The following is a 15,167-nucleotide window of genomic DNA, read 5'->3' on the forward strand; positions in this document are numbered from 1 at the left end:
AAGCCAGGTACAAAAAAGCGAGCTAAATAGCTCGCTTTTTTATGACTCTATCTGAGATTTGTCTCAGAGAAAAATCTATAAAAAGAGGTTAAGCATCAACGCCTTTGCTTCTTAGGTACTCATCGTAAGTACCTTTGAAATCATTAATCCCATCAGGCGTGATCTCTAAGATACGAGTCGCGATAGAGGATACGAATGCACGGTCATGACTGACGAACATCAAGGTACCTTCATATTTTTCAAGCGCGTTATTCAATGACTCAATTGATTCCATATCCATGTGGTTGGTTGGCTCATCGAGTAGCAAGATGTTTGGCTTTTGCATGATTAACTTACCGAAAAGCATACGACCCTTCTCACCACCAGAAAGCACTTTCACTGACTTCTTAATATCATCAGAACCAAACAGCATGCGGCCTAAATAACCACGAACTGACTGGTCATCATCTTCAGGTTTACGCCATTGACTCATCCACTCAAACAAAGTCATATCATTCTCGAAATCTGACTCATGATCCTGCGCATAATAACCAATAGCAGAGTTTTCAGACCATTGAATAGTACCGCTGTCTTGTGGGATGTCATGCACTAAGGTACGCAGTAAAGTCGTTTTACCCACGCCGTTTTGACCAAGAATGGCAATACGCTCACCGACTTCAGCCATGAGGTTGATGTCTTTGAATAACGGAGTACCATCGAAACCTTTGGTTAAGTTTTCAACAATTAAAGCATTACGGAACAGTTTCTTCTCTTGCTCGAATCGAATGAACGGGTTCACACGGCTAGAAGCTTTGATATCATCAAGCTTAATCTTGTCGATAAGCTTAGCACGCGAAGTCGCTTGCTTAGCTTTAGATGCGTTAGCAGAGAAACGTGCCACGAAGCCCTGAAGCTCAGCGATCTGCGCCTTTTTCTTCACATTATCTGACATCAAGCGTTCACGAGATTGCTGAGCAGCCATCATGTATTCGTCATAGTTACCAGGGAATACACGTAACTCACCGTAATCCAAGTCAGCCATATGAGTACACACTGAGTTTAAGAAATATCTATCGTGCGAGATAATGATCATGGTGCTGTTACGTTGGTTCAGCATCTCTTGCAACCAACGAATCGTGTCGATGTCCAAGTTGTTGGTAGGCTCATCGAGAAGCAGTACATCAGGATCAGAAAATAGTGCCTGTGCCAACAGAACACGCAGCTTGAAACCTGGTGCGATTTCACCCATTAAGCCAAAATGTTGTTCAACACCAATCCCTACCCCCATGAGCAGCTCACCTGCACGAGACTCGGCGGTATAACCGTCCATCTCAGCAAATTCCATCTCTAAGTCGGCAACTTTAATGCCGTCTTCTTCTGTCATCTCAGGCAGAGAATAGATACGGTCACGTTCCTGCTTAACTTTCCAAAGTTCAGCGTGGCCCATGATAACAGTATCTACAACGTTGAACTCTTCGTAACCAAACTGGTTTTGACTCAGTTTACCAAGACGCTCATTGACGTCTAAAGAAACATTACCACCACTAGGCTCAAGATCGCCGGCAAGTATCTTCATAAAGGTTGACTTACCACAGCCGTTTGCGCCGATAAGACCGTAACGGTTACCGCCGCCAAATTTAACTGAGATGTTTTCAAACAGTGGCTTAGCGCCAAACTGCATGGTGATGTTAGCTGTAGTAATCAAGTATAAAATTCCGAATTTAGTTATGTGATACGCGGCGACTTCAAAGGCCGATCCTAAATCAGACTTGTATAAAAACAAGCCCACGATACGAGTATGAATAGCCCACGTTAGATTAGGCAAAATCAAGCGCGAAATTATAGAGGAACAGGACTAAATTATCAACTAATCTAGTCCTGTTATCCGGCAAGGTTTATTTTCACTATTCACACTAAATGTTTCATGAAGTTGGCAAATAGTAATACGAACTCATCATCCTAAACCTGTTCGGAACTCAACTTCACATACCTTAACCGATTGGCGTTGGTTACCACAGTGAGTGAAGACAGCGCCATTGCTGCACCTGCAATCACTGGACTTAATAACAAGCCCGTAAATGGAAACAACACACCCGCGGCAATCGGAATGCCTAAACTGTTATAGATAAAGGCACCAAAAAGATTCTGTTTAATATTGCGCATACTGGCATTTGCCAGAGTAAAAGTGTCGGCTAACACAGACAAACGGCCCGATAAAAAAGTAAGATCGGCGCTCTCTATCGCCACTTCTGTGCCATCGCCCATGGCAATGCCAACATCGGCACTCACTAAAGCGGGTGCATCATTGATCCCATCACCCACCATGGCCACTATTTCACCTTCTGCTTGCAACGCAAAAATATGTTGCTGCTTCTGCTCTGGTAACACCCCAGCAATCACCTCTTTTATGCCAACCTGATTTGCTACTGCGCTTGCAGTATGGATATTATCACCACTGAGCAGTACAACGCGTTTGCCCGATTTAATTAACGCTGACATCGCCGTCTTTGCATCGGCTTTAATAGGATCGGTTATCGCAATAATCATGCTTAACTGACCATCTTGGGCAACATAGACAGGCGTTTTGCCTTGCTCTGCAAACTCACCAACTTCGGTTTCGCGTTTATCTAAGCCGGAGATCCCCTGACTCTTCATTAACTCTCGATTCCCTACCGCCAATGAAGCACCATCGACGATGCCAAATATTCCTCTTCCTTGAACATTGGTAAAAGAATCTGGTTCAAAGAGGGTAAGCAATCTGATCTTAGCCTCTTCCAATACGGCACTCGCCAGTGGATGTTCAGAGTGAAGCTCTAAACTGGCGACTCGAGTAAGCAGTTGCTCAAGGGCTTGGTCTGTATTATTCCCCTCAATATCTGTTGGTGAAATCAGTAATATATCGGTCACCGAAGGCCGACCTAATGTGATGGTTCCCGTTTTATCGAGTACCACACAGGTGATTTTACTGGCCATTTGCAACGCTTCACCATTTTTAATCAACACCCCCATCTGCGCCGCTCGCCCCACTGACACCATAATCGACATAGGTGTGGCCAAGCCTAACGCACAGGGACAAGCAATAATGAGCACACTGGTCAGCACAATCAACGCATGTGACAATTGCGGAGCTGGACCTGACAAGTACCAGATGACCGAAGCCGTGATCGCGATAAGCACCACTACCGGCACAAAATACGCTGATATCTTATCGGTCAAACGTCCGATAGGAAGCTTAGAGGTTTGTGCTTGTTGAACTAAATCAATAATTTTAGCGAGTCGAGTATCACTTAATCCCGCAGTTACTTTATAAATAATACTGCCATTACCGTTAACTGTTCCGGCGCTGAGTCGGTCACCCGCTGCTTTAATGACAGGAAGAGGTTCACCGGTCAACATAGACTCATTGATACTGGAACTGCCCTCTATCACCTCACCATCAAGGGCTACACGTCCTCCAGGCTTTAATCTGAGTTTGTCGCCTAACTTAATCTCAGCTATCTCGACCTCTTGATCGCCAGAATCTGTGATCTTAGTGGCCGTCATTGACTGTAAGCCAACCAACCTTTGCACAGCTTCACTGGTTTTTCCTTTCGCTCTAAGCTCTAAAGCATGGCCCAAATTGATTAAACCTAAGATCATCACGCTAGCCTCAAAATAGACATGACGAGCCTCGGGTGGGAAAGCTTGTGGCATCAATACCACCACCATAGAATAAAGCCAAGCTGAGGTCGTTCCCAGCACGATTAAGGTATCCATATTGGCGCTGCCGACCTTAAGGGCACGCCACATTCCTTTATAAAAGTGCCCGCCTGTCGTAGCAAGCAATAACAGGGTGATCACGCCCATTCCCCCCCAAGCTAACTGTTGGGCGGAATTATTCACCATCATATCTCCACCTAATAGCCCCCAGATCATCATGGGGATACCCAGACCTAAGCCAAATAGTGATTGGATAATGCGAGTGCGATACTCTTTTGCCTCTTCTTCAGCTTTTGTTTGTGCTGCGCGCTTAACGTCATGAATTTGCGAGCTAGCATAGCCAACACTGGCAACGGTTTTTATGGCTAAATCGATTGAGATCTCTCCCTGAATCAGCACTTGTTTATCGGCTAGATTCACTCTGGCAGAAATCGACGTTTGTCCCTGATTTAGCGCAGCAAACGCACCTTCTATTTTTGCGACACAACTTGCACAATTCATCTGGGGAACATATAAAGTTAGGCTGTTCATAAATTTGACTCCACATCTTCAGAAAGTTGTTACATTGGTATACTCTGTTAAAGCGATAATAATGTCTCCCCTTATGGGAGAGTCAATGGTGTTTGTGCGACACCCATGCTAAAAAGGAAAATAGGCGATGAAAATCGGTGAAGTTGCAAAACTAACAGGCTTATCAGTCAAGAGTATTCGTTACTATCATGACATTAACCTTGTGCCGGCCATTCGTGGTGAAAACGGCTACCGAGAATATGATTTGCCTCAGGTGGACTCACTTAAATTTATCCACCACTGTCGGGAACTGGGTTTCCCACTTGACGATTGCCGTTCCCTGCTAGACCTAAAGCTAGACAAATTAAGAGATGCTGAAGAGGTCAAAGCCTTAGCAAGAGAACATCTACAACAAATAAGTCAGCGAATAATCAAACTACAAGCCTTAGAAACTCAATTATCTCAACTTGTCAAAGACTGCCGTGGAGGCGCTCAACCTGACTGCGCGATCTTAACCGGCCTAAGTTAACCCTTGAGACCCATTGGCATCACTCTTTAGCCATTTTCAGGTGTTCAGCATTCTCCAGTTTAAGCTTAGGGATATCCCCAGCAGGAGTGAAACCGAACACCGAGCCATAAAATGAAAGTTCAGCTTCCAGTGCTCGAGCCAAATTTTTCGAATCCCTAAGTTTATAATCCTCACCATCAAAAGACAGATAAGCGGTAGGTACCCCCCTATCTTTAAGCGCAGTAAAAATACCTTTAGATTGCTTATCTGATATAACGGGGTCATCGCTTCCAAGGATCAATAGTAGAGGCTCTGTGAGCCCGGACAAGTTATGGATCGGCGAACGTTCTCTTAGTTCATCTTCATCATTCTCTCCGATAAGCAACTCTACATAATGAGACTCAAATTTGTGAAGTTCCTTATTGAGCATCTCAATATCGCTAATGGCGGAATAACTCACGCCGGCTTTAAAGGTGTTGTAAAAAGCCAATGCTGACAATACTGTAAACCCTCCAGCACTGTAACCTCTAATCGCCAACTGAGTACCATTGACCCAGCCTCTGTTAGCCAAAAAACCTGCTGTTCTTACGGCATCTTCAACATCTGATTGCCCCCAGTGACCATAAATACTGCGGCGGTATTCACGGCCGAATCCTGAACTGCCACGATAATTAAGATCGATCACAGCAAAACCTCGACTAGTCCAATACTGAATGTCCCGTCTAAAGGCTAAACTGGCCTTAGAGGTTGGTCCGCTGTGTAACATGACCAACAAGGGAGGCCGAGTATCATTAGGGGCGATAAATGCTGGGTTTTTAGGACCATAGAAATATCCATAGACCAATTCACCATCACCTGAATCTAAACTAATGCTCTCCGCCCTCGAGATATAATGAGGATTAAATGCCGGTAATTTAGGTGAATAGATAAGCTCTGTACCCCGACCTTTAACATGATATATGCCCTTCTCAGGCGTCATCTTATCACCGACAAAATAGATCCCCCCCTCACCTGCGACTAACTGAGATATCTCACCAAAATCAACTGCAATGGGCTCTGTCATTCCGGTATCGAGGTAAATTCGGATCAAAGACACATCACCGTTACGCAGATAACTGGCGATGATTGTATTGTCTGACTCGAAAGCATAATTATGATTACCGAGAGTCCAGTCCGGCACTGCAAACTCTGCATCTATATCTAATACATGCTCAATCTTGCCATTTTCACCAATTCGATATAGGTTCCACCAATTAGTAAAATCGGCCACAAAATAGAGCTGTCCACTGGGACTGAACAATGGCTGGGTAATTGCGCCTTCAAGCTCAGTAACAATTCGTTTAGGATTGTGAAGACCGCCTTTAGGATCCAGTGACCCGATCCAAAGTTCAGTATTGTCCCAAGGCATATTCGGATGTTGCCAGCTAATCCAAGCCAATTGCGAATGATCCGCAGACACACGAGGTGAGGAGTAGAAATCATCACCAGAAATTAAGACCTCTCCTTCTCCTGCAATGTTCATATTCAAAGCAACTAAACTGGAGACGGCTTCCCCATCACCACGATGGTCTTCTCTAATGCAGATAATTCGGGATCCTTTGGGGTAAGCGACACAATCTGCATGACGAGTATTTGGAGAGGTGAGCGGCACCGGATCCTGATTTGGCGCAAATCGATAGAGAAGTTGATCATCCCCCTTAGAGACAAACAAACTCTGGCCAATGCCGAGAAAAGGAGAACCGCCGTATTCATTAACTTTAGATCTCACATCAAACTCGGCCTTAACTACATCAGTGACCTTACGATCACCATCAAGACGTTTAATGCCGACCTTACCACCAAGCTCAGCCTGAGATTGAATAAAATAGATCCCACCGTTAACACTTTGCAATTCACCAAAGTCGTTAGCAAGGGCGGATACGTCTGCGGCTGTTATAGGCGATTCCCAACTACCATAAACCGCTATCTGGCGGCCACTTTTCTTGTCTACTTCCTGTTTAGGTACTGATTGTTCGCACCCGGTCAAAAGCAATGATATAACCCCGCAAATGAGGTAATTCATAAACAAAGGAATTTTCATAACACGCCTCACACACTTAACGTAAACATGATGACACTAGCGAATTCGTTACTTTTTTCTATAGAATTTAGATTTAAACCAAACAACTACGGACTTTTGTTTATACGTAGGTAGACCAAAAAAAATGCATATCCAAGGTGAGAGTATGCCATACCAGGGGATAGCTAGTGTACTACGGCCACTCAGTAAAAGATAAAAGAAGCCACCATAAATCACGACAACGCCCAATATTCCAACAGATAACAACACGTACTTAATCACTCTTTCTAACCAAAGCATCGAATTCTTGGATCCTTATATCTATGCAAATATGTGATCATTATCACCTAGCTTAGGGCTAATACCTATTTTCCCACAAAATCGTTTTGAGCAGATATTAAAAAACGAGCCTAGGCCCGTTTTCTAATTATGTACTCAGAAGCGTAACTTTCTTTAAATACGAATGCCGCCATCAATCTCAAACACACGACCATTTACATAGTCGTTTTCAATGATGAACTTCACCGTAGATGAGATCTCACTAGGCTGACCCAGCCTGCCAACAGGTACCATTTTTTCCATACGCTCAAGCGCTTCAGGCTTCATGGCAGCTGTCATCTCAGTTTCAATAATCCCTGGCGCCACAGCTGCACTGCGGATATTGTAACGAGCCAACTCTTTTGCCCAGCCAACAGACATGGCTGCCACACCCGCTTTTGAGGCTGAATAGTTTGTCTGACCAATATTGCCAGCTTTGGCTAAGCTAGAGATGTTAATGATCACCCCTTCTTGGCCTGATTCAATCATGGCAGCCGCCGCTTCACGACCACAAAGGAATGTGCCGGTTAAGTTCACATTAATCACAGCCTGAAACTGTTCATATGACATACGCCCTGTCACTTTGCCCTCTTTGGCTTTAACTAGCATGCCATCAAACAAGATCCCAGCGTTGTTAATCAAGACATTGATCTTACCAAAGTCTTCCATTATGAAACCAAAACCAGCCATCACGTCTTCTTCGTCGGTAATGTCGAAAGCGTAACCTTGAACTTCAGTTCTATCACCAATATCGGCACAAGCGCGCTCAAGCTTCTCTTGATCCACATCGATAAGTGCCAACTTAGCCCCCGCTTCGGCCAAGTCCAGCGCCATAGCTAAACCCAGTCCGCCCGCACCACCAGTGATGACAACAACCTTATCTTTTAAATCCATCGAATTACCCTTTGTTTTTAATCTGTTGAGAATTAGTAAACTGTTCAAAAATACTGGAAAAATCTCGTGCACCATTACCTTGCTTGGCATGGTTCACATATAAACTGCGCGCTAACGCCCCCATTGGAGTACTTGAATTTGACACTAATGCCGCCTCTTGAGAGAGACCGAGATCTTTCACCATCAAATCCACCATAAACCCGCCTTGATAGTCATTGGACGAGGGCACATTTGGCATCACATCCGGACAGGGATTGTATTTATCTAATGTCCAGTTGCTGCCACTGCTCACCTTCATGATTTCAGATAACACGTTAGGATCTAACCCGTGGTCGATCCCCATCTGCAATGACTCACTGGTTGCAACCATCAGGACCGACAGCAACATATTATTACATATTTTAGCCACTTGACCTGCACCCGCTGCGCCAGCATGCAAAATATTCGCCCCCATGTGACCCAAAACCGGTTTTGCCAACTCAAAGGCGCTGTCTTCGCCGCCGCAAATAAAGGTCAAAGTCCCCGCTGCCGCACCGGCAGTACCGCCAGATACCGGCGCATCAACAAAACCTAGCCCTTTCTCAACCGCTGATTTAGCCACTGCTTGCGCACTCATAGCATCAATGGTTGAGCAATCTATCAATAAAGTACCTGCAGCAACCACATCAATCAGACCTTTATTGTCATCATCGCCAAGATAGAGCGAACGAACATGCTTGCCTGCCGGCAGCATAGTGATCACCACATCAGCCCCAGCTGCAGCGCCGCAAGCACTGCTTGATGAGAACGCACCTAAGTCTGTCAGTGACTTCATTGCTTGGGGTACGAGATCGAAAACGCGTACCGTTAATCCAGCTTTAACCAAATTGGCAGCCATGGGGGCTCCCATATGTCCTAACCCGATAAATGCGACACTTGTCATCTCATACTCCTCATTCTGTACTGTTAACTACATCTGTTACTCAACCAACCCTTTATTTACATATTTTTTAGAGGATGCTGTTCTTGCTCCCAAGGCGATTTGAGTATCTGCTCAATCAAGTTTTCTGGCACTTGTTCAACGCTTTCATAACGCCAATGCGGCGTTCTATCCTTATCAATTAGCAGCGCCCGAACGCCTTCAGAAAAATCACCGATGGCACAACAATTCACGCTCAAACCTAGCTCAAATTTAAACACATCGGCCAGACTTAACTCTGTTCCCATCTGAGCTTGTCGATAGATAAGATGCCAGCTAATAGGACTTCCAGATAAAAAAGTCTTCATAGGACGAGCTAACCAGCTCTCACTGAAATCACTCTGTTGCACTCGTTCAACGATCTCATTTAAGCTACCAACCATTAGTGCTGAGATCTCCGCCTGCTGCAGTGCTAATTGAGAGTCAGGCATATCAATCATCACTTTTAGCTCTAGCTGATCAAGTTCATGTGAGAGCAGTCCATGATTAGTATTCGCATCATCGCTCCATGGCAAGGTCGCCAAATGATCTAACATAGGCTCCTTATCATCACTATTAAGATAATGATTACCAATCCCAACAAATCTCGCATCACCCGCGTTCATGTTGTAGGCCGTTAAGCCAAGAAACAAGCCAGTACCACCAGGCATACGATTTAAAAAATAGCTACCGCCAACATCAGGATAAAGCCCAATAGTGACCTCAGGCATCGCAATACGAGAATACTCTGTTAATATCCTATGGCTCGCGCCAGCCATCAAGCCAAGACCACCGCCCATCACAATGCCGTCACCCCATACCATTATTGGTTTACCGAAACTGTGCAGCAGATAATCCAGCTGATACTCATTTGCAAAAAACTCAACGGATCCTTGGGTTAACTCACCAGGAGTATTAACCGAGGCGTGATATATCGCGCGCACATCACCACCCGCACAGAAGCTTTTTTCACCGGCGCCATCGAGCATCACCAGCGCAATATCATCATCTTTCTGCCACGCAGTTAGCTGCGCAGTCATGGCGTGCACCATCTCAAGATTAAGCGAATTAAGTGCCTTCTCAACATTGAGTGTAATCACACCAATCTGCTTGCCTGAGGCCGTCCCTAACGTTTGAAATACGACACTATTGCTATTCACAACTTGCTTATCTGTTTGAATCGTCATTGAATATCCATCCTGTTAACAATCAGCTGCTTATGCATTTTTCCAATTGGCACTGCGCTTATCCAGAAAAGCATTAACCCCTTCAGTTTGATCTTCGGTATCAAACAGATCGACAAACATCTCACGCTCTAGAGGTAAAGCCTTCGCTCTTGGCATGATTCGTCCGGCCTGAATAAGCTGCTTACACACAGCGACACTGCTTGGACTTTGCTTGGCCACTTTTGCAGCCAACGCAATAGCGGCAGTCAGTGACTGGCCCGTCTCAACGACCTCTTCCACTAATCCCAATGATTCAGCCTTTTCAGCTTTGAGGCGCTCACCACATAAGATCATCCGTTTTGCCCAGCCTTCTCCCACCAATGCCGTCAGGTTTTGTGTGCCGCCAGCGCAAGGTAGCAAACCGACCGAAGCTTCAGGCAGTGCCATCACAGCTTGCGTTTCTGCAATGCGAATATCACACGCCAATGCGACCTCTAAACCGCCTCCCATGGCATAACCATTAATTGCCGCTATCGAAACGCCGCGAAATTGACTCAATGCCTCGAACGCTTCGCCGAAACACTTCGCCATTGAGGCCGCCACCCCTTTATCACCATCAGCAAAGAGCTTAAGATCGGCGCCAGCTGAGAAAAACTTATCACCTTCGCCGGTGATCACCAAAGCGTAGATATCTTTATTATCATTAAGCTCAAGCACTTTAAGTTTCAGTGCTCTTAAGCTTTCATCTGTCCAGGTATTCGCTGGCGGATTACTCATGGTCAATATTGCGGTGTTACCCTCAATAAGTTCAATTATTCCAGTCATCAATTCACTCCTTCAACGAGTACATTTCTTATGTTGTAACGATTAACCTTCTCTACTTTCACAAAATCAATTAGTCTGATTTTTGAAAAGTCCACCTAATGGTATAAATAGAAATGCGCAGCAGATCGATTAAAGGATTGCACCCGCATCTTCATTCAATAAACGGCGGGCAATGATCAAGCGCATAATCTCATTGGTGCCCTCTAAAATCTGGTGCACTCGCACATCTCGCACATGGCGCTCTAGCGGGTACTCACGAATATAGCCATAACCACCATGAAGCTGTAATGCTGCATCACATACCTGAAAACCAACATCGGTAGCGAAGCGTTTTGCCATGGCACAATAGGCCGTCGCCTCCGGATCTTGCTCGTCAAGTTTAAAGGCCGCCAAGCGCACCATCTGCCTTGCAGCCACGAGTTCTGTAGCCATATCGGCCAACTTAAACTGCAGCGCTTGAAACGCGGCAATTGGTTTACCAAACTGCTTACGTTCTGTCATATATTGAGTGGCTCGTTCAAGAGCAGCTTGGGCTGTACCGATAGAGCAAGTGGCGATGTTAACGCGACCACCATCGAGTCCCTTCATGGCGAATGTAAAACCTTGGCCCTCTTCACCTAACAGATTAGCCACTGGCACACGCACTTGAGTAAAGGTTATTTCACGTGTTGGCTGGGCATTCCAGCCCATCTTATCTTCCGCCTTGCCATAGGTAACGCCATCGGCATCAGCTGGGACGACGATAGCAGAGATCCCTTTAGGCCCCTCTTCGCCTGTACGGCACATAACCACCAATAACTCAGTGGCACCCGCACCAGAGATAAACATCTTGGCGCCAGAGATAACATATTCATCCCCCTCTCTGACCGCTTTAGTCTTCAGTGACGCCGCATCACTGCCCGCGCCCGCTTCGGTTAAACAGTAAGAAGCCAGCTTCTGACCTGTCGTTAGCGGCTCAGACCATTCACTTCTGACGGCTTCTGAGCCAAAGCTGGTGACCATCCAAGTGGCCATATTATGGATCGTCAACATCGCTGTTGTGGCTGTACACCCCATGGAAAGCTGCTCAAAGATAATCGATGAATCGAGACGACTCAGTCCCATGCCACCTTCGCTTTCTGGCGAATAGAGGGAGCAAAAGCCTAACTCACCAGCGCGCTGAATAACATCTTTAGGGAAGTGATGTTCCTCATCCCATTTCGCCGCGAATGGGGCTAACTCTTCACGAGAAAACTGCTGAGCTAAGTCAGCAAACTGACGTTGGTCGTCATTCAGATTAAAATCCATCTGATATCTCCTATTTTAAATCTATAGTCATATTAGGTGCAGCGTGCTCAACATCGGATATTTGAGATTCAAACCAACGAGCTGTGATGGTCTTCGTTTCCGTATAAAAACGCACCGCTTGCTTACCGTAGGCGTGTTGATCGCCATAGAAACTCCCTTTCCAACCAGTGAAGGAGAAAAATGGCAAGGGCACAGGAATAGGCACATTGATCCCCACCTGACCCACTTCAATTTCATGTTGATATTTACGAGCAACGGCGCCACTGGCAGTAAAAATCGAGGTACCATTTCCGTAAGGACTGTTATTGACCACTTCAATTGCCTCTTCCAAGGTGTCGGCTTCCATGCAGCAAAGTACGGGACCAAAAATCTCCTCTTTATAGATGCTCATCTCAGTTGTAACCTTCGTAAACATGGTCGGTCCAACCCAGTTCCCTGACTCATAGCCTGGTACGGTAAAACCTGATCCATCGAGTACACACTCAGCGCCTTCCGCTTTACCTTGCTCAATGAGTGACAGGACTCGCGCTTTAGCCGCAGGGCTTATCACCGGGCCATAGCCTGCCTCTCTATCATCCCAAAGGCCTGGCTTAACCTTAGCAATCACATCTCTAAGCTCAGGGATCCACTCTTTAGCCGCACCAACAAAAATTGCCACCGACAGCGCCATACAGCGCTGACCCGCAGCGCCAACTGAAGCACCAACCAGATTATTAATAACTTGCTGTTTATTTGAATCAGGCATAATGACACAGTGATTTTTAGCACCGGCAAACGCCTGCACTCGCTTTAAATTATCGGTACCTGTTTTATAGATATATTGACCCACACCCACAGAGCCAACAAAAGAGATTGCCTTGATATCTTTATGGTTAAGCAGCACATCCACTGCCACTTTGTCACCATGGACAAGCTGTAGAACCCCCTTAGGTGCGCCAGCTTCTTCAAACAACTCCACCAGACGTTGTGGCGTCATAGGATCTTGCTCTGAAGGTTTAAGCACAAAGGTGTTACCACAAGCAATAGAGAGCGGGAACATCCACAATGGGATCATGGCAGGAAAATTAAACGGAGTGATGCCCGCACACACGCCAAGAGGCTGAGTGTAACTGTAGGTATCGATACTGCGTGCCACGTTTTCAACGGTTTCACCCATCATCAAGGTCGCAATATTACAAGCATGCTCAGCCACTTCGATACCGCGCCAGACATCGCCTTTTGCATCATCGAACGTCTTGCCTGTCTCTTGCGCCAGAATCGTTGCAAGCTCATCGTGATGCGCCTTAAGCAGATGTTGATAGTTAAACATCACACGGGCACGTTCAGATACTGGCACCTCTTTCCAACTTTTAAACGCCTGCTTAGCACTGGCAACGGCAGTTTCAACCTCTGAAACTGTTGCGGCATTTATCACTGCAATGGCTTGGTTATTGGCCGGATTGGTCACCGAAATTTTCTGTTGTCCTTGGCCTTCAATAAACTGACCATCAATATAGTGCTTCACCTGAGTTGTCATATTGCTTCCCATTAAAACTTATTGGTACTGAGTAAGGTACAATTTAATTATTATGATATTGTTTACTTATCTCAGTTATCTTGTTGATTACTTTACCTGTACTCGTTTGTAGCTGACTTAAATCTCTATCGCCATCGCAGTGGCTTCACCGCCACCGATACACAATGATGCGACGCCTCGCTTTAAACCACGGGCATGGAGTGCATGGATCAAGGTCACTAAAACTCGCGCCCCAGAACAACCAATAGGATGACCTAGGGCACAAGCACCACCGTTAACATTCACTTTTTCAGCATCAATAGAGAGCTCAGAAATCGCCAGCATAGTCACCATTGCAAAGGCTTCATTGATCTCAAACAGATCCACATCATCGACACTCCAATTCACTTTATCGAGCAGCTTATTCATCGCTCCGACAGGGGCCGTGGTAAACATAGCGGGTTCCTGTGCATGTGTCGTATGGCCTTTAATTGTGGCCAAGATAGGCAGACCAAGCACATTTGCTTGCTGAGCTGTCATCAACATTAAGGCCGCTGCACCATCAGAGATAGAACTTGAGTTTGCCGCTGTGATAGTGCCATCTTTAGTGAAGGCAGGTCGCAGTGTAGGAATTTTATCTGGGCGGGCATTACCAGGTTGCTCATCAGTATCAACAAAGGTGTCACCACGACGACTTTCTACCGTCACTGGTGATATCTCATCTTTAAATGCACCAGTTTCAATCGCTTTATTGGCTTTTTCAAGCGAACTCAAAGAGAAAGCGTCCATCTGCTCACGGGTCAATTTAAAGTCATCGGCGGTCTTTTGAGCGAACGTTCCCATAGCACCACCAGTGTAGGCATCTTCTAGGCCATCGAGGAACATATGGTCCATCACTTTGCCGTGACCCATACGCATTCCGCCGCGGGCTTTATCTAATAGATAGGGCGCCTGACTCATGCTCTCCATTCCACCAGCAATAACAATGTCGGCGCTACCCGCTTTAATCAGATCATGGGCTAACATAACGGTTTTCATGCCTGAACCACAGACCTTATTCACGGTGGTGGCACCAACAGATAAAGGTAAACCAGCGCCTAGTGTCGCTTGACGAGCCGGGGCCTGACCAAGACCTGCTGGTAGCACACACCCCATTAAGACTTCATCGACAGCATCTGCTGACACGCCGGTTTGTACCATCAAACCTTTAATGGCAGTTGCAGCTAATTTAGGAGATGGAACAGTCGATAAGACACCCTGAAAGCCTCCCATAGGCGTTCGCTTAGCGGCTACAATCACGATCTCTTGACTTAATTGCTCTGTACTCATTGTCCACTCCGTCTTTGTTATCCTATCCCAACCAGATAAGCTTAAACTCTGCTTAAGTTATTTAAGCCAGAATATTATTGTTTCGTTTAATAATATCACTGTGACGTTTACGCGAACGTAAAGCAAGTACAGTCACTTAAACATCTACCAAAGTATTAGCT

12 protein-coding genes are annotated in these 15,167 nt (G+C 45.8%); 1 reads left to right on the forward strand and 11 read right to left on the reverse strand.

The genetic code is table 11. The features are described from left to right. Positions 1–88: 88 nt before the first annotated feature. Both HWQ47_RS17825 and HWQ47_RS17830 read right to left on the reverse strand, forming a co-directional pair. Positions 89–1,684, reverse strand: a complete 1,596-nt coding sequence (locus tag HWQ47_RS17825; protein WP_269967406.1) for an ABC-F family ATPase — start codon at positions 1,682–1,684, stop codon at positions 89–91. A gap of 254 nt (positions 1,685–1,938) precedes the next feature. Beyond that, entirely contained in the window at positions 1,939–4,209 is a 2,271-nt protein-coding gene (locus tag HWQ47_RS17830; protein ID WP_269967407.1) for a heavy metal translocating P-type ATPase, read from the reverse strand. 127 nt (positions 4,210–4,336) lie between these two features. Here HWQ47_RS17830 and HWQ47_RS17835 point away from each other — a divergent pair, with 127 nt between their 5' ends. After that, entirely contained in the window at positions 4,337–4,717 is a 381-nt protein-coding gene (locus HWQ47_RS17835) for a MerR family DNA-binding protein (RefSeq protein ID WP_269967408.1), read from the forward strand. Positions 4,718–4,736: 19 nt separating this feature from the next. Here the strand turns inward: HWQ47_RS17835 and HWQ47_RS17840 are convergent, their stop codons facing one another. The 9 genes from HWQ47_RS17840 to HWQ47_RS17880 form a co-directional block, all read right to left on the reverse strand. Beyond that, the gene (locus HWQ47_RS17840; RefSeq protein WP_269967409.1) at positions 4,737–6,776 is read right to left on the reverse strand and encodes a S9 family peptidase; all 2,040 of its coding nucleotides are present in this window, start codon (positions 6,774–6,776) and stop codon (positions 4,737–4,739) included. Positions 6,777–6,824: 48 nt separating this feature from the next. Further along, entirely contained in the window at positions 6,825–7,055 is a 231-nt protein-coding gene (locus tag HWQ47_RS17845; protein ID WP_269967410.1) for a hypothetical protein, read from the reverse strand. A 153-nt stretch (positions 7,056–7,208) separates the two neighbouring features. Beyond that, the gene (locus tag HWQ47_RS17850) at positions 7,209–7,967 is read right to left on the reverse strand and encodes an SDR family oxidoreductase (protein ID WP_269967411.1); all 759 of its coding nucleotides are present in this window, start codon (positions 7,965–7,967) and stop codon (positions 7,209–7,211) included. 4 nt (positions 7,968–7,971) lie between these two features. Beyond that, the gene (gene mmsB, locus HWQ47_RS17855) at positions 7,972–8,889 is read right to left on the reverse strand and encodes a 3-hydroxyisobutyrate dehydrogenase (RefSeq protein ID WP_269967412.1); all 918 of its coding nucleotides are present in this window, start codon (positions 8,887–8,889) and stop codon (positions 7,972–7,974) included. 56 nt (positions 8,890–8,945) lie between these two features. Beyond that, the gene (locus HWQ47_RS17860; RefSeq protein WP_269967413.1) at positions 8,946–10,091 is read right to left on the reverse strand and encodes an enoyl-CoA hydratase/isomerase family protein; all 1,146 of its coding nucleotides are present in this window, start codon (positions 10,089–10,091) and stop codon (positions 8,946–8,948) included. A gap of 30 nt (positions 10,092–10,121) precedes the next feature. After that, entirely contained in the window at positions 10,122–10,895 is a 774-nt protein-coding gene (locus tag HWQ47_RS17865; RefSeq protein ID WP_269967414.1) for an enoyl-CoA hydratase, read from the reverse strand. A 129-nt stretch (positions 10,896–11,024) separates the two neighbouring features. Further along, positions 11,025–12,182 (reverse strand): acyl-CoA dehydrogenase family protein, encoded by a 1,158-nt coding sequence (locus HWQ47_RS17870; RefSeq protein ID WP_269967415.1) that lies wholly within the window; start codon positions 12,180–12,182, stop codon positions 11,025–11,027. Between the two features lie 10 nt (positions 12,183–12,192). Continuing rightward, positions 12,193–13,698, reverse strand: coding sequence for a CoA-acylating methylmalonate-semialdehyde dehydrogenase (locus HWQ47_RS17875; RefSeq protein ID WP_269967416.1), 1,506 nt, complete (start codon positions 13,696–13,698; stop codon positions 12,193–12,195). A gap of 117 nt (positions 13,699–13,815) precedes the next feature. Beyond that, the gene (locus HWQ47_RS17880) at positions 13,816–15,006 is read right to left on the reverse strand and encodes a thiolase family protein (protein ID WP_269967417.1); all 1,191 of its coding nucleotides are present in this window, start codon (positions 15,004–15,006) and stop codon (positions 13,816–13,818) included. Positions 15,007–15,167: the final 161 nt, after the last annotated feature.

It is taken from the genome of Shewanella sp. MTB7, assembly GCF_027571385.1.
Lineage (GTDB): Bacteria > Pseudomonadota > Gammaproteobacteria > Enterobacterales > Shewanellaceae > Shewanella.